Genomic DNA, 19,281 nt, shown 5'->3' with positions numbered 1-19,281 from the left:
TAAGCCTCCTAATCGCGGCGCGGCCGTTCATGGCGGCGGCTTAGCTCATCCATGATCTCATCCAGCGGGAGCTTCCGCTCCTGGAGAAGTACCAGCAGATGGTAGATCAGATCGCTGATTTCAAGCTTAAGCTCGGCATTGTCTTTATTTTTGGCGGCGATGATCGTTTCCGAAGCTTCTTCGCCCACCTTCTTAAGGATTTTGTCTACCCCTTTATCAAAAAGGTAAGTCGTATAAGCCCCTTCAGGCCGCTCCACTTCACGCTGGGCAATGACCTCTTCCAGCTCGGCAAGAACCGCAAATCGCCCGCTCTCTGCAGCTGCACGGTTGTTCACAAGCCCGCTCTTCTGCCCCTGAACCGTAATCTCATTGAAGAAGCAGGTCGTTTGTCCGGTATGACAAGCCGGTCCCTTCGGATTCACCTGCAGCAAGAGGGTGTCTCCATCGCAATCGTACGTCATGGCAACCACGGTCTGGACGTTCCCGGAAGTTGCTCCCTTATGCCACAGCTCCTCGCGCGAACGGCTCCAGAACCAAGTTTCCCCGCTTTCCAGCGTCAAGCGAAGAGACTCCCGATTCATATAAGCCATCATCAGCACCTGCTTGCTCTGTGCATCCTGTACAATCGCCGGCACCAAGCCCGAGGCATCCCAACGGATATGCTCGCTGACCTGCTCCAGGGATAAATCCTTCAACATATCTTCGCTCACCGTATATCCACTCCTTTTTGACTAAGCTGCAACTTCAGATGAGGAATCGAGATCTCTTTATAATGGAAAATCGTTGCGGCAAGACCCGCATCCGCCTTGCCCTTGGTAAACACGTCATAGAAGTGATCCTCTTTGCCTGCGCCGCCGGACGCGATAACCGGGATCTGCACTGTCGAAGATACGGCAGAGGTTAGCGACAGATCGAACCCATCCTTCGTTCCGTCCGCATCCATGCTGGTCAACAAAATTTCGCCCGCACCCAGGCTTTCCGCCTGCTTTACCCAATCCAGCGCTTTGATGCCGGAGGGCGTACGTCCGCCGTGCGTGTACACTTCCCATTCTCCCCACGCTTCGTTGTACTTGGCATCGATGGCTACAACGATGCATTGGGAGCCGAATTTGCGCGCTCCGGCCGAGATAAGCTCCGGCTGCTTGACCGCTGCCGTATTGATCCCGATCTTATCCGCGCCCGCCCGCAGAATCCGCTTCATATCCTCGACGGACGAGATGCCTCCACCCACGGTAAAAGGGATGGCAATTTCTCCTGCCGTTCTCCGCACGACTTCCTCCATCGTCGCCCGGCCTTCGACCGATGCCGAAATATCCAGAAAGACTAGCTCGTCTGCGCCTTCCCGGTCATAGAGCGCCGCCAGTTCCACGGGATCGCCCGCATCGCGGAGATTCACAAAATTTACGCCCTTCACCACCCGGCCGTCCTTCACGTCCAGGCAAGGTATGATCCGTTTTGCCAGCATGCCTTTCCCCTCTTCCCCTATGAACTCTGTCGATCAATCGCTTATTTGAACGGAACCTAGGTCAGCCTCACTTGATTCGCGTAATAGCCTCGTTCAAGTCAATATTGCCTGTATACAGTGCCTTGCCTACGATTGCTCCGCCTACACCGTCACCGCTGTGCGCGCTGAGCGCCAGCAAATCGTCCAGCTTCGTCACGCCGCCCGAAGCGATGACCGAGCGGCCGCTGGCTTTGGCAAGCGAGACAATCCCCTCCACGTTAGGCCCCTGCATCATCCCGTCACGGGAAATATCGGTAAAGATGAAGGTTTCCGCTCCTTTGGCTGCCAGCTCCTTAGCCAACACTTCGGCTTGAACCTCGGACGTTTCCAGCCAGCCTCTAGTTGCCACATATCCGTTGCGCGCATCGATCCCGATGGCCACCTTATCCCCGTACTTGCCCAGCACCTCTTCCGTGAAGACACGGTCTTCAATCGCCGCCGTACCGATGATCACCCGGCTGACGCCAAGCGACAACAGCCTCTCCACATCCGCCAGCGTGCGCAGGCCTCCGCCTACCTGAACCGGAACCTGGACGCTGGCTGCGATCTTCCCGATGATATCGTCATTTACCGGATGGCCAGCCTTGGCTCCGTCCAAATCCACGAGATGAATAAACGTGCCGCCCTGCTCTTCCCACGATTTGGCTACCTCCAGCGGATTATCATTGTATACCGTTTCTTGATTATAATCGCCTTGCACGAGTCTGACGCATTTGCCGCCACGTATATCGATTGCCGGATATATGATAAAAGAGGACATCCCCATTCCCACTTTCCTTCTGGTCTATTTGATCGCCTTACATTACGTTAATGTCAAAGCCAAGAAATTGCGAAGCAGGCTCATCCCAAGCTCCCCGCTCTTCTCGGGATGGAACTGCATGCCGTACACCGAACCGCGCCCCACGATGGCTGTCACTGGCTGACCGTAATCGGTTACCGCCAGCAAATCAGCCTGAACCTCAGGAAGAACATGATACGAATGGACAAAATACACATGACCTTCCTCAAGTCCCGCAAACAGCGGATGCTCCCGCTTCTCGAACTGCAAAGAATTCCAGCCCATATGCGGCACCTTGTAGTCACCACCCGTAAACCGTACAACCGATCCGGGCAAAATATCCAGCCCTTCAAACTGGCCATGCTCCTCACTCCGGCTGAACAGGAGCTGCATGCCGAGGCAAATTCCCAGCAGCGGCTTCCCTGATTCCGCAGCATCCTTCATGACCGAGTCCAGCGAGGTTTCGCGCAGTTGCTCCATGGCATCGCCGAACGCGCCGACGCCCGGCAGAATGATGCCATCCGCAGCCAGAATCTCCTCCCGCTTCCCCGTGACGAGCGGCTCATACCCAAGCCGCTCCACTGCTTTGCTCACACTGTGCAGATTGCCCATGCCATAATCCACGATTGCAATCGCCATCGATTAGAGCACTCCCTTCGTGGATGGGACGCCCGTCACCCGCGGATCCACGGTAGTCGCCTCATCCAATGCACGGCCAAGCGCCTTAAATACCGCTTCAATCATATGGTGGGTATTGTGTCCGTAATGAACGATGACATGCAGCGTGATACGGGCTTCCAGCGCCAACTTCCACAGAAATTCATGAACAAGCTCGGTATGGAAAGAGCCTACCTGCTGCGAAGGATATTCCGCTCGGTACTCAAAATGCGGGCGATTGCTTATATCTACAATGACTTGAGCAAGCGCCTCATCCATCGGTACAAACACGCTGGCATATCGCTTAATACCCTTTTTATCGCCCAGCGCCTCTTGGAACGTCTGCCCCAGGCAAATCCCGATATCCTCCACCGTGTGATGGTCATCGATCTCAATATCTCCCTTCGCTTTCACGCGAAGATCAAATTGGCCATGCTTCGTAAACAAATCAAGCATATGATTCAGAAACGGTACATCGGTCTCCAGTTCCGAGATCCCGGTTCCATCGACATTGAAATCCAAGGCAATATCGGTTTCATTGGTTTTGCGGCTCACGCCGGCTGATCTTGCTGCTGCATCCAAACTGCTCACGTTGACTGCCTCCTCTATACGTATCTAATATAACGAATCATTGATGCTCCTCTTTATTGATTAACGCTCCTGCTCCAGCCGAAGCTCGATCGCCCGGGCATGGCCTTCAAGCCCTTCGCGCCGGGCCAGCTCCATAATTTGCTCGCCGTTACGCAGCAGCGCTTCCTTGCTGTAGTAGATCAAGCTCGATTTCTTAATGAAATCGTCCAGATCCACTGGCGAGGCAAACCGTGCCGTCCCATTCGTCGGGATAATATGATTCGGCCCTGCAAAATAATCACCTACCGGCTCCGAGCTATATGGCCCGAGGAAGATTGCACCTGCATTCTCGATCTGCCCCACGATGGCCATCGGCTCCTCCGTTACGATCTCCAGATGCTCTGGCGCCAAACGGTTAATAACTTCTATCCCTTCTCTAAGGGATTCCGTGATGATCACCGCGCCATAAGTGTCCACGGAGGCCCGGGCAATGTCGCGCCGCGGCAGCAGCTCAAGCTGCCGCTCTACTTCGGCGGCAACGGCCTCACCCAGCTTGCGTGAAGGCGTTACGAGAATGGCCGAGGCCATCTCGTCATGCTCTGCTTGGGAGAGTAAATCCGCCGCAATATACGAAGCATCCCCGCTGTCATCGGCCAATACCGCAATCTCGCTAGGACCGGCCAGGCTGTCAATATTGACCGCACCATATACTTCTCGCTTGGCCAGCGCAACGTAAATATTGCCGGGACCGCAAATTTTATCAACCGGGGAAATGGTCTCCGTACCGTAGGCCAACGCCGCAATCGCCTGAGCTCCTCCAACGCGGTAGATCTCCGTAACGCCGGCCTCGGCCGCTGCTACCAGGATATAGGGATTAATCCCATCCTTCCCGCCGGTTGCCGGGGGAGTAACCATGACAATCTCGGGCACGCCTGCCACTTGTGCCGGGATTACGTTCATCAGCACGGACGAAGGATAGGCTGCCTTTCCTCCGGGCACATATACACCCACGCGTTTCAACGGGCGAATGATCTGCCCCAAGATGCTGCCGTCGGCTTGAAGATCCATCCAGGAATTCCGCTTCTGCTTCACATGAAAAGCGCGTATGTTTTCCGCGGCAGCCTGAATTGCCTTCACGAACGAGGGCTCCACATGATCATAAGCCGCTTTGAGCTCTTCTTCTGTAACTCGAAGCTGATCTGCGGTCAGACGGACACGGTCCAATTGCTCGGTATGCCGCAGCAAGGCAGCATCTCCTTCAGACCGAATATCCCGCACAATCGCCTTCACGACTTCATTCTGCTCTGGTGTGCCGTAATCATTTTCCCGTTTCAGCTGAAAGTCCCGTGCTGATACAACCTTCACCTTAATCTCCCCCAATCCCGCTGCTTGCATCACATTCTGTTTTCGATACACGCATATCGTTTCTGACTCAATCGATAATCAATCTGTCCGATCACCATACTCATCCTGTTTGTAGCTGTGTTTCTTAGCGCTGTATATTCGCTCCCTCAGACATAATGACCGTTTGCAGGCGATCGCATAATGCCTGAATTTCATCATTCTTCATCCGATAGCTGACGCGATTGGCAATCAGGCGACTTGTGATCTCAAAGATGCTGGTCATTTCTATCAGTCCGTTCTCCTTGAGCGTTTGGCCTGTTTCCACCATATCCACGATCCGGTCCGCCAACCCGATAAGGGGTGCAAGCTCAATCGAACCGTTCAGCTTAACCACCTCAACCTGCTGGCCTTGTTCACGGAAATACTGCGAAGCGACATTCGGATATTTGGTGGCAACCCGCTGCCGAATGCCCGGCTTCCAGTCCGGCAAGCCGATAACCGACATCCGGCACCTTGCGATGCCGAGATCGAGCAGCTCATAGACGTCCTTGTTCTCTTCCATCAGCACATCCTTGCCAACGATTCCGATATCCGCGACACCGTATTCCACATAAGTCGGCACATCCACCGGCTTTGCCAGAATAAATTCCATTCCTGCCTCCGGCAAGGGAATGACCAGCTTGCGCGTCTCATCCACATCAAGGGGAATCGGAAGTCCGGCTGAACGGAACAGCGCGGATGCTTTTTTATATATACGCCCTTTGGGCATCGCTACTTTCAACGTTTCCGCCACGTTCAAATCCTCCTGACCTTGACCTATATAAAATAGGGTGATATATCAACGTTCTATCGAAGGGTAATGATCTCCTGGTAGCCTCTGTTAAGCAGACTGCCGGATACGACGGGCACGCCTTCATCGCGAATATTCGCCGAATCCGGAATGATCGAAGTGATGACGGTATGGCCCTGCGCCCGCAGTTCTGACGCTTTCGCCAAACCTTCTTTGCGACAAGAAGCCGTGTAACGGATCAGAATGGGCAGCTCCTCCGCAATCTCTTCGCCCTGCACCCCATCCAGAATACGATTAGTTTTGAGTGCAAAGCCTGTTGCCGGGACTGCACGGCCAAACTGCTGCAGCAGCTTGTCATAACGACCGCCGCTTGCGACCGGTGAGCCAAGTTCAGCGGCATATCCCTCGAATGTCATTCCGGTGTAATAGGAGAAGTCCCCGAGCATCGTCAGATCAAACAGAACATGCCTGGAGACATCGTATGCCTCCAGCACCTCCCATACTCTGCACAGATGCTCAATAGAAGCTCTTGCGAGATTGTTGCTGCTAATCTCAAGTGCCTGCCCGGCAATCTCCCGGCCCCCGCGCAGCTTCAGGATTCCCTCCAGCTGGTCCTGCTGTGTCTCCGTAAGGAGCAGACTGGCAATGGTGTTACGGTATCCGACATAGTCGCGGTTCAACAGGTCCTGCTTCAGGCTCTCTTGATCCTCCGTCCGCTCAGGCAGCAATTCCTGGAGCAGGCCATTAAGGTAACCCATATGCCCCATCGCGATTTTGAATTTCTCCACGCCTGCCGCCTTCAGGGATTCGATAGCCAGTGCAATCACTTCGGCATCGGCCTCCGGTGTATCGTCGCCTACAAGCTCTACACCCGTCTGGAAGAATTCAGCCTCCCGGCCCGCCTCCTCTTCGATTGCGCGAAATACATTCGCATGATAAGACAAACGCACCGGTAACGGCTCATCCTTCAGCAGCGACGACATGACCCTTGCTATGGGAGCAGTCAGATCGGACCGCAGCACCATTGTCGTTCCGCGCTTATTCAATAATTTAAACAGTTTTTGGTCCGACGTAGAGCTAGCCACGCCTACCGTATCGTAATATTCCATCGTTGGTGTCATAATCTGCCGGTATCCCCAGCGGTCCATACATGCCAGCACTTCACGTTCAATCCGGCGCAGCTTCGTGACCGCATGAGGGAGATAATCACGAACACCTGCCGGTTTCTCGAAGCCTTTCGGTTTAGACATGACGCTCCACCTCAAATTCAGAAAAGTCTTTAATATGGTAAAGTGGTACCTTGCTAATAAATTAAAGGATATTGGCTATATTACCATGAACTCTGCCCGATCGTCAATGCATCATGGACGCTTCCTGCTATGTATCGTTCTCTGTTGTTCTTCACCTTAGCCGCCAAAGAATTCGCTTAACTTCTGGGTATAATTGTAACACAAGAACAAGCTGGAGTGGCTTGCTTGTCTATGGGTTAAACCTCCCATGTCTTTTGCGGCATAAATACAAATACATTAGCTGGTATCGTATGATTAGGCCCCCCGTAATCTCTGAATGACCCATTCATACAAAAAAGCCGCCCGATTGCCGGACGGCTTTGCTTCATCATGTTTGGTAAGAATAAAGAATATGCCTGCTATGATTATAGATCAACTGATTTCTTGCTGTCGCCTGCAACGGTGTCTTTTCTCTGCGATGGCGATTTTGGCGCTTTGGATGATGGCTTCAATGATCGTGGAACGCTGCCAAGCAGCACCCAGGAGCCTGGAATCCACCGGAACACCGTTTGTACGACCAGCGCACTAACAATCAGCGCAGTTACCATGCCGCCATAAATCCAGATGAGATAATCATCGGTTACCGGATTCAGCTTGAGATCGTACTCCCGATACAGGAACAGCCAGAGAGGATGCACCAGATAGATCGCGAAGGACAACTCGCCAATCCGCGTCAGCACCTTCACGATGAGTCTCCAACCGCTGTTATACAGCCAGCTGGCCAGCTGCATCAGCACAATGGCGGAGAAAACCGTGTGCAGATTCCATAACAGCTCGTACAACAGGGAGTCGTATTTGGCACCGTGCAATCTCTGATTGTACCAAATCTGCACGTGCGTCAGCGCCATCGCGAGCCAGCCCGCCCATAACACGACTGTACCTGCTCTTTGACCTGACGTCTGCTTTTTCCAAGATGACGTAAGCCAGCCCTTGAATTTGTCGTAATTCATCGCCAGATAAGCACCCAGCATATAGTAGGCTAAATACGAGATCGCCAAGCTTCCTTTAAACGTGTAGTGCAGCTCATATTTATTCCATATGATAAAGCCCCATTGAAGCAGGAACCCGATGGGAACCGCCCACCGTACGAGAAACCGGGACGATTTGAACAGCTTGAGGAATATCGGAAACAGAATATAGAACTGCAAGCTAATAAACACAAAGTATAAGTGCGTATAGTTCTGCCCCCGAATCAAGCGTTCAAAGAAAACCGGCATCTGCGCCCATAGATCAAATGAGCTGTTGAGCAACCCGTTCTGATACATCCGCACAAAGAAATAGATGATCGAGAACAACACATAAGGCAGCAGAATGTACAAGAGCCGCCGTTTGTAGAAGTTTTTGATCAGATCCTTGGTCAGCGGCCGGTCCGCATAGTTATAGAACAGCACAAAGCTGCTTAGGAATATAAACGAGGGTGTACCGTATTTAAAAAATATATTCAAAAAATTAATAATATAATAGAATCGCGAATCAATCGCATCGACCGTTGCAAATGAAGTCGCATGAACGTGAAGCACGCCCAGGATGGCCAGCGCACGATAAATATCGAGCTGCGGGAGCCTTTCCTTTTTGTTCAGCGTTGCACTCATGTCAGGCGTCGCCTCCTTGTTTTCAAGTATTTTCATAGAGTCATTGTATAAGGATAGGCGGGCAAAAAAGTCCCTCAAGGCTATCATACCCAGGGGACTATTGAATCGCTTTGTGTCATGTTATCCTCTACTCATTCTACAATAATTCAGGTAGCTTGAGAACCTAACTTGTCACATTACCTCAAATTGACTCACTTTCCGTTGATGTCCTCTTCAGCTCTTGCAATGGATTGCCGCCTACAAAAACACCCGGTGCCACATCTTTATGTACGACAGACCCTGCTGCAACAACCGCGCCATCTCCGATCGTTACACCAGGCAAAATCGTGGTGTTCGCGCCGATGAGCACGTTCTCCCCGATCCGCACTTCACCCAGACGATATTCCTTTATTAAATACTCATGGGCAAGAATCGTTGTATTGTAGCCGATCACCGAATTCTCGCCGATGGATATTTTCTCCGGAAAAAACACATCCACCATGACCATCAATCCAAACGCGGTATGCCTCCCCACCTTCATCCCGAGCATATGACGGTATATCCAGTTCTTCAAGGGCAGGATAGGACAATAGCGGGCCAACTGGATAAAGATGAAGTTCTTGACGCCCTTGAACGGGCTCACGGTGCGGTAGATTTGCCATAACGCGTTGGGCCCTTCTACAGGATAACGGGTAATCTTTCTGGCCATGCTGCCAAAACTCCTATTCCTCTTGAAGTCCTACGATCTCATACAGGTCTTTCATATCCTTTAAAACATAATCCGGACCATACTCCATCAGCTTCTGCTCACCCTTCAGGGACCAAGCTACAGCTGCGGCCTTCACGCCCGCCGACTTGGCAGATTGAATATCGACCGGGCTATCCCCGATCATCAACGTCGTAGCCGGATTGGCGCCCAGCCGCTCGATCGCCGTCAGAACAGGCTCAGGATGCGGTTTCGGATGCTCAACGTCGTTCACCGTCACAATCGCCGACATGAAACGCTCCAGATCGTACTTCTCTAAAGTCATCATCGTGGAGGGACGAATCTTCGTGGTTACGATCCCCAATGAAAGCCCGTGACGATGAAGGCGCTCCACGACTTCATTTACATGGGGGAACGGTCTAACCATCTCATCATGATGAAGCGTGTTGAAGGAGCGGTATGCTTTGATAAGCGGACTAACGTCCTCAACGCCCCCCGAGAAAGCCCGCAGCTGCTGCTCCAGGGTGGTTCCCATATGTGGAATGATCTGCTCCCTGGTTAGCGGTCCTGGGGTCTGAGCCTCGAAGACATGCAGAAACGACGAGATAATCAATTCATTCGTATCAATAATGGTTCCGTCCAAATCAAACAGTACGGTTTCGATCATGCTGCAACTACTCCTTTTTGTCCTCCGTATCTGGGTTTATTGCCGGAGTATCTTCTACTGGGGACGGTTTAACTTCCGGCTCCTGGACTTGGGTTAGAGAGCTTTTGTCAGCCGTCTCTGCTGGCTCTGCTGCCGGTTTGTCCTGCTTAACAGGTGCCTGCGCAGACGACTTCGCGGCTTTATTGGTCTGAAGGTCCGCTTCAGGTGTAGGACCTGCTCCGGTTTTCGTTGACACGATAGGGTCCAAATAGCGCACATTGGCGCGACCCGTTACACGGCGCACAATGATCAGTACGATGCCTCCAATGACAATCAATACGGACAGCAGCTGGGAGATCCTAATATTGCCGTAAGCCGGGTCCAGATGGCCCAGTTCAAAGCCCATCCAAGTCATCGGTGCCCATAACGCATTGTTAATGAAGTCGGCAAGGCCGGCTGCGCCTTGGAACGCCAAACTGTCCGTGCGTACGGCTTCAATGAAGAATCGACCGATGGAATACCAGATGAAATATCCGATGAAGAGCTCGCCTGCGCGCAGGAATTTCTGCCTGCGAAGAATAAGGAGAATGACAATACCCACCAAGTTCCATAAGGATTCATATAGGAAGGTAGGATGATGGAATACGCCTTGTACATTCATTTGATTGACGATGAAATCAGGCAAATGGAGCTCCCCGCGTAAAAAGGACTCGCTTACAGGACCGCCATAGGCCTCCTGGTTCACGAAGTTCCCCCAGCGACCAATGATCTGGCCGGCCAACAGGGACGGAGCACAGATATCGGCAATCCGCCAGAAGGAGTAGCCTTTTCTGCGAACATAGATCAACGCACAGATAATGGCACCAATCAGGGCACCGAATATGGCAATCCCGCCGTTCCATATTTTGAACACGTCCAGGAAGTTGTCTTTATAGTCTTCCCATTTAAAAGCTACATAATAAATACGAGCACCAATGATTGCGGAAGGCACGCCAAGCAAGAGCAAATCCATGAAAAATTCTTGTGGAATACCAAAACGCTTCCCCTCGCGAATGGCCAGTAACAGCCCCGCCAAAGCACCCAAACCCAAAATCAAGCCATACCAATGAACACGCAGCGATCCGATGGAGAACGCCACCGGATCGATGAGCAATGTTTGCATCTTTTATAACCTCCCTAGTCCTAGTCCAAATCGTCCATATCTTCAGCGATCGTAGCTGTCAGTTTGTTTGTAAACTGCAGCGCAGCATTCAGTCCCATTTGTTTCAATCTGTAGTTCATAGCTGCCACTTCAATAATAACCGCAAGGTTACGTCCTGGACGAACCGGAATGGTGACCAGAGGGATGTCCGTCTCAATAATTCGTGTTGTTTCTTCATCTAGCCCCAGACGATCATACTGTTTATCCTGCTGCCAGGCTTCCAATCGCACAACAAGGGTAATCCGTTTATTGTTTCGAACGGCTCCTGCACCGAATAACGTCATTACATTAATAATACCGACTCCGCGAATCTCCAGAAGATGGCGAATGAGCTCCGGCGCCGTACCGTGCAGCTGAAAATCCGATGTCTGACGTATCTCCACCGCATCGTCCGCAATTAATCGGTGTCCGCGTTTGACGAGCTCCAGTGCCGTCTCGCTTTTCCCGATACCGCTTGAGCCTGTTATCAGCATCCCTACGCCATAAACATCGCACAATACCCCGTGGATGGTTGTAGTTGGTGCAAGTTTGCGTTCCAGAAAGCTTGTGAATCGGCTTGTCAGAATGGTTGTTGCCATGCTGCTGCGCAGTACAGGCAAACCTCTCTCATTCCCGAGTTCCACAAGTTCCTCCGGCACCTCCAAGGAACGTGTTACGACGATACAGGGTGTTTCTTCCGTGCACAGGCTGCGCATCCGCTCTTTACGCTCTTCCGGCTTCAGCATTCCGAAGAAAGCCAACTCCGTGCGCCCCATAAGCTGAACCCGTTCCCGCGGATGGTATTCAAAATAACCGGCCATTTCCAATCCCGGGCGATTCAGATCGTCCGTTGTAATCTGACGTTTCAAGCCCTCCTCACCTGCGATGACCTCCAGCTGAAACTGCTGGACCAGCTCGGATACCTTCACTTTCTTGGCCATGGTCTTACCCCTCTTCTTCCATTGTATGTTGACATCACAACGGAACCGCCATATGGCACGGCCCGTCTTGGATGATATATTCCCTCATTCAGTTATTCCTAAAGAGACTTCTGCACACTTATCTGCGACCTGGAAATTATCATGAAATATGCTCAACATCCCATATGTTCAATACTTATGTATGCCTTGCTTTGTGCTTATCTTATCGAAAAAAGCCAATGAATGCAATTCTAACCGACTACTCCATTGCGACATTAGGCTTATATAGAGGTGTGCTTTAAATAGATTGCTGCCCATGGGAAACCTCAACTGGCATCGGCAAAGGAGATCCAAACCTTGTCCCAGGGCGGGAATCCTAGCGTGATATTGTCTTTTTCTCCTAAAAAAACCGCCCCTTGAGGGGGCGGTTTTCAAGAGATCCCGATTGCTGAAGATTAGTCTTCGAGCAATACGTTCAATTCAGACTCTTTATCAAAGATATGAACTTTGTTCATGTCGAGTGCCAATTTCACATTGTCGCCTTCGCGAGTAGTCGAACGTCCGTCTACACGGCCGATAACCGTATCGGTGCCCAAGCCGCTCAGGTACAAGAGCATTTCGTGACCAAGGTTCTCGGTTACATCGACTTTTGCAGAGAAGATTGTGTTCGGGGAAGCTTCCAGGAAGACTGGCTCTTCATGAATATCTTCCGGACGAACACCCATGATCACTTCTTTGCCAATCATGGATTTATTTTTGAGCAATTGTGCTTTACCACCTGGTACTTGAACGTTCAAGCCCTGGGAAGTGAAGTATACGCCACCGTTTTGCTCGGACAATTTACCGTTGATGAAGTTCATGGTTGGGGAACCGATGAAACCAGCAACGAACAGGTTGTTCGGATTGTTGTACAGTTGCTCTGGGGAATCCGCTTGTTGAATGATGCCGTCCTGCATAACAACGATACGGTCACCCATTGTCATAGCTTCTGTTTGGTCATGCGTTACGTAGATACAAGTGGTTTCAAGACGCTTAACCAGCTTGGTGATTTCGGCACGCATCTGACCGCGGAGTTTCGCATCCAAGTTGGAAAGCGGCTCATCCATCAAGAAGACTTGTGGATCACGGACAATCGCACGACCCAAGGCAACACGCTGACGCTGACCACCGGACAGAGCTTTTGGCTTACGCTCAAGCAAATGCTCGATATCCAGGATTTTTGCTGCTTCACGTACACGCTTATCGATTTCGTCTTTCTTCACTTTACGGAGTTTCAAACCGAATGCCATGTTCTGGTATACGTTCATATGTGGATACAAGGCGTAGGATTGGAATACCATCGCGATGTCACGATCTTTAGGTGCTACATCGTTAACAACACGGTCGCCAATGTAAAGTTTACCCTCAGAAATTTCCTCAAGACCTGCGATCATACGCAGTGTCGTGGACTTACCGCAACCGGAAGGACCTACCAAAACCAAAAATTCTTTATCTTTAATATCCAAATTAACGTCAATTACAGTTGCTTTATCCGAACCTGCATACTTTTTGTAAATATGCTCTAAGCGTACACCAGCCATGTGCATTTGCCCCCTCATATGAATGTTATGAAATCGAATACAATTAATTTATAATCTTATATTACCCCATAGGCACCTGACTTGCTATACACAATCTGCACAAAAAACCTATTTCCTTTTCGTCACTTTATACAATAGAAGCGTTATTTTCACTAAAACCGCATCACTGAAGCTGCGAACATCTAGCCCCGTCTCCTGTTTAATCTTATCCAGGCGGTACAGCAGCGTGTTACGGTGGATATACAGGTGCTTGGCCGTCTCACTCACGTTACAATCCAATTCGAAAAAAGACTCGAGCGTTGACAATGTCTCGCTATCCTCGAACAAATCGGTATGGCCGGCAGCGTACTCGCGCAGAAATTGATTGCGCTGGTACTCGGGAATGCTATAAACCAGACGCTCCAGATGAAGCCCGGTCGATAAATGGATATGTTCCTTGACCTGGAATGTACGGCCAATGGTCATTGTCTCTCTTAACATGCTAACGGTCTGTGGCAGAGCGTGCAGCGCATTAACCGCTGGTATCGCAGAGATATGGAAATCCCCCACCCATTCCGTTGAAATCAGCTCGTAGAGCCCCATACAGAATAAAGAGAGCAAATCCTGGTCGCCTTCCACCGAAGCATCCTCTTTATCATCCGTCGTTATACCATCCAGCAATTCTTGGTTCGCTAGGATAATCCATTCCTTATCAAGCAGCGGCACCAGAATGATGTCCCCGCCAAAATAGCTGCGCAGTAATCGATGCAGCGCCTTATAGCTTGGAGTGGGGGCATGCTCGCTCTCATGAATTAGAAGAAAGGGAACCATGTCCTCTGTCAAACTTGTCCGAATCCACATTTCCTCTGGTAATTCAGCAAGCAGTTCACCGGCTTGCAGGCGTTCCTTTAACCAACCACCCAACTGTTGGGCGCGTCGTTCTTCTTCAACTTTACCGGTATTCTTGGGTACTCCCCCTGACATCGTATCCTGCAGGCTCGACAATAGTAGAGTTATAAGCCCAATCTCCGACTCCGTCAGAGCACCCTGATCCGCTACGATTACCCGGCTAGGATCCTGTGGATTCACTGGAATCCAAATCTCACCCAGGTCCTTGCGAGCATAGGCGCCGTTAACCCTTTGTGATTTGTGCGAGGTTCCGTTTTCTACACGGTTATCAGACCCCTGGGCTCTTACCTCATGACCAATCCGATCACCGAATGGCGGTGAGGTCGCCATTGATTTTGTTAACCATGCCGCTTCCTGATCATTCAATGTTTTTAAACCGAGTGAGGTACCCAAGGTCTGCTCCAGTTTCTGAACGATGTGCTCCATCTCCACCATTGATGACTCCACCACTTTATCGTTTTTTCTTATTTTAGCATAAGACCCAGTACAAGCGACAATGCCTTCTCTCTAAGCCTATTTACATTGGACAAAAACAGCTTAAAACAACACAAAAAGAGTCGTCAACAACGTTGACGACTCTTCGGATGAGCCATGAAGGACTCGAACCTTCGACACCCTGATTAAAAGTCAGGTGCTCTACCAACTGAGCTAATGGCTCTTATTACTGGTGGAGGATGATGGATTCGAACCACCGAACTCGGACGAGAACAGATTTACAGTCTGCTGCGTTTGGCCACTTCGCTAATCCTCCAGGATATAAAGGTGGCTCGGGACGGAATCGAACCGCCGACACGAGGATTTTCAGTCCTCTGCTCTACCGACTGAGCTACCGAGCCTTACATAAATGACATAAAAATAAAGTTCGGCATCCCACTTTAATCTGTGGAAAACCGACTATTTTTATTCCTTAAAATTAATAATGGCGGAACTGACGGGATTCGAACCCGCGATCTCCTGCGTGACAGGCAGGCATGTTAGGCCTCTACACCACAGTTCCACATTATTAAAGATGGTGCCGGCGAGAGGACTTGAACCCCCAACCTACTGATTACAAGTCAGTTGCTCTACCAATTGAGCTACACCGGCATGGTAAGGTGATAAAAATAGTACATGGTGGAGGCTGAGGGGTTCGAACCCCCGACCCTCTGCTTGTAAGGCAGATGCTCTCCCAGCTGAGCTAAGCCTCCAGGTATGTATGGTAGCGGCGGAGGGGATCGAACCCCCGACCTCACGGGTATGAACCGTACGCTCTAGCCAGCTGAGCTACACCGCCATATAAACCTATTTGCGTTCAAGTTATTCAAATGGCGGAGAGAGAGGGATTCGAACCCTCGCACCGCTTACGCAGTCTAACCCCTTAGCAGAGGGTCCCCTTATAGCCACTTGGGTATCTCTCCATCATAACTTGTATGCAGTTACAGAGATTGATTCCCTGAAAACTAGATACGAAACGATCTTTGCAGCACATTGAAATATTTTTTTTGGATAAGCCCTCGACCGATTAGTATTGGTCAGCTCCATGCATTGCTGCACTTCCACCTCCAACCTATCTACCTCGTCGTCTTCAAGGGGTCTTACTAGTTGGGAAATCTCATCTTGAGGGGGGCTTCACGCTTAGATGCTTTCAGCGCTTATCCCGTCCGTACGTAGCTACCCAGCCATGCTCCTGGCGGAACAACTGGTGCACCAGCGGTACGTCCATCCCGGTCCTCTCGTACTAAGGACAGCTCCTCTCAAATTTCCTACGCCCACGACAGATAGGGACCGAACTGTCTCACGACGTTCTGAACCCAGCTCGCGTACCGCTTTAATGGGCGAACAGCCCAACCCTTGGGACCTACTTCAGCCCCAGGATGCGATGAGCCGACATCGAGGTGCCAAACCTCCCCGTCGATGTGGACTCTTGGGGGAGATAAGCCTGTTATCCCCAGGGTAGCTTTTATCCGTTGAGCGATGGCCCTTCCATGCGGTACCACCGGATCACTAAGCCCGACTTTCGTCCCTGCTCGACTTGTAGGTCTCGCAGTCAAGCTCCCTTATGCCTTTGCACTCTTCGAATGATTTCCAACCATTCTGAGGGAACCTTGGGGCGCCTCCGTTACTCTTTAGGAGGCGACCGCCCCAGTCAAACTGCCCGCCTGACACTGTCCCCGTACCGGATTACGGTACCAGGTTAGAACCTAGATACGATCAGGGTGGTATCCCAACGTCGCCTCCACACAAGCTGGCGCTCATGCTTCTTAGGCTCCCACCTATCCTGTACAGATCGTACCCAAATCCAATATCAAGCTGTAGTAAAGCTCCATGGGGTCTTTCCGTCTTGTCGCGGGTAACCTGCATCTTCACAGGTATTAAAATTTCACCGGATCTCTCGTTGAGACAGCGCCCAAGTCGTTACGCCATTCGTGCGGGTCAGAATTTACCTGACAAGGAATTTCGCTACCTTAGGACCGTTATAGTTACGGCCGCCGTTTACTGGGGCTTCGGTTCACAGCTTCGGATTGCTCCTAACCGCTCCCCTTAACCTTCCAGCACCGGGCAGGCGTCAGCCCGTATACTTCGCCTTACGGCTTCGCACAGACCTGTGTTTTTGCTAAACAGTCGCTTGGGCCTTTTCACTGCGGCCCCCTCGGGCTATTCACCCTACCGAGGCACCCCTTCTCCCGAAGTTACGGGGTCATTTTGCCGAGTTCCTTAACGAGAGTTCTTCCGCGCGCCTTAGAATTCTCTTCTCGCCTACCTGTGTCGGTTTGCGGTACGGGCACCTTCACCTGACTAGAGGCTTTTCTTGGCAGTGTGAGATCATGACCTTCGCTACTATAATTTTCACTCCCCATCACAGCCTAGCCTTATCGATGTGCGGATTTGCCTACACATCAGCCTCACTGCTTGGACGGACATCCATCAGTCCGCGTCACTACCCTCCTGCGTCACCCCATCGTTCATAACGGTTTACGGTGGTACAGGAATTTCAACCTGTTGTCCTTCGATTACGCCTTTCGGCCTCACCTTAGGTCCCGACTTACCCTGAGCGGACGAGCCTTCCTCAGGAAACCTTGGGCTTTCGGCGGATCAGATTCTCACTGATCTTTTCGTTACTCATACCGGCATTCTCACTTGTGTACTCTCCAGCGCTCCTTACGGTACACCTTCAACGCATACACAACGCTCCCCTACCCCTGATGCATACGCATCAAGCCATAGCTTCGGTGGTGTGTTTAGCCCCGTTACATTTTCGGCGCAGAGTCACTCGACCAGTGAGCTATTACGCACTCTTTAAATGGTGGCTGCTTCTAAGCCAACATCCTGGTTGTCTGTGCAACTCCACATCCTTTCCCACTTAACACACACTTGGGGACCTTAGCTGATGGTCTGGGCTGTTTCCCTTTTGACAATGGATCTTAGCACTCACTGTCTGACTCCCGGATATAAGTCTATGGCATTCGGAGTTTGACTGAGCTTGGTAACCCTTGCGGGCCCCGCACCCAATCAGTGCTCTACCTCCACGACTCTTCATTCCGAGGCTAGCCCTAAAGCTATTTCGGGGAGAACCAGCTATCTCCGAGTTCGATTGGAATTTCTCCGCTACCCCCACCTCATCCCCGCATTTTTCAACATACGTGGGTTCGGGCCTCCAGTGCGTGTTACCGCACCTTCACCCTGGACAGGGGTAGATCACACGGTTTCGGGTCTACGCCCACATACTCAGTCGCCCTATTCAGACTCGCTTTCGCTGCGGCTACGGCTTCTCGCCTTAACCTTGCATGGGAACGTAACTCGCCGGTTCATTCTACAAAAGGCACGCCATCACCCATAGATCGGGCTCTGACTTCTTGTAAGCACACGGTTTCAGGATCTATTTCACTCCCCTTCCGGGGTGCTTTTCACCTTTCCCTCACGGTACTGTTTCACTATCGGTCGCTAGGGAGTATTTAGCCTTAGCAGATGGTCCTGCTGGATTCATACGGGGTTTCACGTGCCCCGCACTACTCGGGATCCGTCTCGGAGGGAATATACTTTCGGCTACAGGGCTTTTACCTCTTATAGCGGGCCTTTCCAGACCTCTTCACCTAATATGTTCCTTTGTAACTCCATGTGAGACGTCCCACAACCCCAGAGAGCAAGCTCTCTGGTTTAGGCTGTTCCGCGTTCGCTCGCCGCTACTGACGGAATCACTCTTGTTTTCTCTTCCTCCAGGTACTTAGATGTTTCAGTTCCCTGGGTATGCCTCCTCGTATCCTATGTATTCAGATACGGGTAACTGACTATTACATCAGCTGGGTTTCCCCATTCGGACATCCCCGGATCGAAGCTTGCTTACAGCTCCCCGAGGCAGTATCGTTGTTCGCCACGTCCTTCTTCGGCTCCTAGCGCCTAGGCATCCTCCGTGTGCTCTTAGTAGCTTAACCAATTGCTCCGGTTATTGTGCTCATCGCTCTGTTGTCCGTTTGTTTCCTGATCTACTAAACGAGTTAATAGGTGGAAACGAAACTTCCAAAGGATCGATGATCCCAAAACCTTCGCGCTACTTTTTTATTAAACTTGATCAATCACTTGACACAAGTTCAGCTAAAAGGATATTTCTAATTGCGCAAATTCGTTTCGTTATCTAGTTTTCAAGGATCAACCCAGTCTTTCGACCGGAAGATTATCATACCACATGATATCTTGCAGTTCAACCTGCAATTTATGGAAGTGACATGAAAGTTTATGGTGGAGCCAAGGGGGATCGAACCCCTGACCTCCTGCGTGCAAGGCAGGCGCTCTCCCAGCTGAGCTATAGCCCCATAATTTCACTCCAAAAGTGAAGTATGGCTTCGAGGTTCATCCCGATCAAATACCGGAGACCTCGTCACTT

At 51.1% G+C, this 19,281-nt stretch carries 15 protein-coding genes, 9 tRNA genes and 1 rRNA gene; all 25 read right to left on the bottom strand.

From position 1 onward, the window contains the following. Nucleotides 1–8: 8 nt before the first annotated feature. Nucleotides 9–710: a bifunctional phosphoribosyl-AMP cyclohydrolase/phosphoribosyl-ATP diphosphatase HisIE gene (gene hisIE, locus AC0VZ8_RS00865; protein ID WP_260068495.1), complete on the bottom strand. Its 702-nt coding sequence runs from the start codon at nt 708–710 to the stop codon at nt 9–11. Then, the gene (gene hisF, locus AC0VZ8_RS00860; protein WP_071219450.1) at nt 707–1,465 is read right to left on the bottom strand and encodes an imidazole glycerol phosphate synthase subunit HisF; all 759 of its coding nucleotides are present in this window, start codon (nt 1,463–1,465) and stop codon (nt 707–709) included. Before hisF ends, hisIE begins: the two co-directional genes overlap by 4 nt. Before the next feature lie 67 nt (nt 1,466–1,532). Further along, a complete protein-coding gene (gene hisA / locus AC0VZ8_RS00855; protein WP_194540367.1) occupies nt 1,533–2,264 on the bottom strand; it encodes a 1-(5-phosphoribosyl)-5-[(5-phosphoribosylamino)methylideneamino]imidazole-4-carboxamide isomerase in 732 nt (243 codons plus the stop codon). A gap of 42 nt (nt 2,265–2,306) precedes the next feature. Beyond that, nucleotides 2,307–2,921, bottom strand: a complete 615-nt coding sequence (gene hisH, locus AC0VZ8_RS00850; protein WP_071219448.1) for an imidazole glycerol phosphate synthase subunit HisH — start codon at nt 2,919–2,921, stop codon at nt 2,307–2,309. Nucleotides 2,922–2,924: 3 nt separating this feature from the next. Beyond that, complete coding sequence (gene hisB / locus AC0VZ8_RS00845; RefSeq protein WP_475485739.1) at nt 2,925–3,530, bottom strand: imidazoleglycerol-phosphate dehydratase HisB; 606 nt, start codon at nt 3,528–3,530, stop codon at nt 2,925–2,927. A 60-nt stretch (nt 3,531–3,590) separates the two neighbouring features. Next, nucleotides 3,591–4,874 carry a histidinol dehydrogenase gene (gene hisD / locus AC0VZ8_RS00840; RefSeq protein WP_475485738.1) on the bottom strand — a complete coding sequence of 428 codons (1,284 nt, stop codon included), beginning with the start codon at nt 4,872–4,874 and terminating at the stop codon, nt 3,591–3,593. 124 nt (nt 4,875–4,998) lie between these two features. Continuing rightward, complete coding sequence (gene hisG, locus AC0VZ8_RS00835) at nt 4,999–5,646, bottom strand: ATP phosphoribosyltransferase (protein WP_071219446.1); 648 nt, start codon at nt 5,644–5,646, stop codon at nt 4,999–5,001. Nucleotides 5,647–5,699: 53 nt separating this feature from the next. After that, nucleotides 5,700–6,893, bottom strand: a complete 1,194-nt coding sequence (locus AC0VZ8_RS00830) for an ATP phosphoribosyltransferase regulatory subunit (protein WP_071219445.1) — start codon at nt 6,891–6,893, stop codon at nt 5,700–5,702. Nucleotides 6,894–7,297: 404 nt separating this feature from the next. Beyond that, the gene (locus tag AC0VZ8_RS00825; protein WP_475485737.1) at nt 7,298–8,524 is read right to left on the bottom strand and encodes an acyltransferase; all 1,227 of its coding nucleotides are present in this window, start codon (nt 8,522–8,524) and stop codon (nt 7,298–7,300) included. 181 nt (nt 8,525–8,705) lie between these two features. Then, the gene (locus AC0VZ8_RS00820; RefSeq protein ID WP_071219443.1) at nt 8,706–9,212 is read right to left on the bottom strand and encodes an acyltransferase; all 507 of its coding nucleotides are present in this window, start codon (nt 9,210–9,212) and stop codon (nt 8,706–8,708) included. Between the two features lie 13 nt (nt 9,213–9,225). Then, on the bottom strand, nt 9,226–9,876 hold the full coding sequence (gene ppaX / locus AC0VZ8_RS00815; protein WP_475485736.1) for a pyrophosphatase PpaX: 651 nt from the start codon (nt 9,874–9,876) through the stop codon (nt 9,226–9,228). A gap of 7 nt (nt 9,877–9,883) precedes the next feature. After that, nucleotides 9,884–11,017 carry a prolipoprotein diacylglyceryl transferase gene (gene lgt, locus AC0VZ8_RS00810; RefSeq protein WP_475485735.1) on the bottom strand — a complete coding sequence of 378 codons (1,134 nt, stop codon included), beginning with the start codon at nt 11,015–11,017 and terminating at the stop codon, nt 9,884–9,886. A gap of 20 nt (nt 11,018–11,037) precedes the next feature. Next, nucleotides 11,038–11,976 (bottom strand): HPr(Ser) kinase/phosphatase, encoded by a 939-nt coding sequence (hprK, locus tag AC0VZ8_RS00805; RefSeq protein WP_071219440.1) that lies wholly within the window; start codon nt 11,974–11,976, stop codon nt 11,038–11,040. A 434-nt stretch (nt 11,977–12,410) separates the two neighbouring features. Beyond that, nucleotides 12,411–13,535, bottom strand: a complete 1,125-nt coding sequence (locus AC0VZ8_RS00800) for an ABC transporter ATP-binding protein (protein WP_071219439.1) — start codon at nt 13,533–13,535, stop codon at nt 12,411–12,413. A 108-nt stretch (nt 13,536–13,643) separates the two neighbouring features. Further along, on the bottom strand, nt 13,644–14,858 hold the full coding sequence (locus AC0VZ8_RS00795) for a PucR family transcriptional regulator (RefSeq protein ID WP_475485734.1): 1,215 nt from the start codon (nt 14,856–14,858) through the stop codon (nt 13,644–13,646). Nucleotides 14,859–15,008: 150 nt separating this feature from the next. After that, nucleotides 15,009–15,081 (bottom strand) — tRNA-Lys (locus AC0VZ8_RS00790). 7 nt (nt 15,082–15,088) lie between these two features. Then, a tRNA-Tyr gene (locus AC0VZ8_RS00785) sits at nt 15,089–15,174 on the bottom strand. A gap of 12 nt (nt 15,175–15,186) precedes the next feature. Further along, a tRNA-Phe gene (locus tag AC0VZ8_RS00780) sits at nt 15,187–15,259 on the bottom strand. 84 nt (nt 15,260–15,343) lie between these two features. Then, nucleotides 15,344–15,420 (bottom strand) — tRNA-Asp (locus AC0VZ8_RS00775). Between the two features lie 13 nt (nt 15,421–15,433). After that, nucleotides 15,434–15,509: transfer RNA gene (locus AC0VZ8_RS00770), tRNA-Thr, on the bottom strand. Between the two features lie 25 nt (nt 15,510–15,534). Then, nucleotides 15,535–15,610, bottom strand: a tRNA-Val gene (locus AC0VZ8_RS00765). A gap of 9 nt (nt 15,611–15,619) precedes the next feature. Further along, nucleotides 15,620–15,696 (bottom strand) — tRNA-Met (locus AC0VZ8_RS00760). A gap of 32 nt (nt 15,697–15,728) precedes the next feature. Then, a tRNA-Ser gene (locus AC0VZ8_RS00755) sits at nt 15,729–15,820 on the bottom strand. Between the two features lie 84 nt (nt 15,821–15,904). Continuing rightward, nucleotides 15,905–18,832: ribosomal RNA gene (locus AC0VZ8_RS00750) — 23S ribosomal RNA — on the bottom strand. Between the two features lie 302 nt (nt 18,833–19,134). Beyond that, nucleotides 19,135–19,210, bottom strand: a tRNA-Ala gene (locus AC0VZ8_RS00745). Between the last annotated feature and the right edge of the window lie 71 nt (nt 19,211–19,281).

The sequence above is a fragment of the Paenibacillus sp. QJM3NY_38 genome, assembly GCF_056173265.1.
The sequence above is the reverse complement of the archived record's forward strand: the minus strand, read 5'-3'. Positions and strand labels throughout refer to the sequence as shown.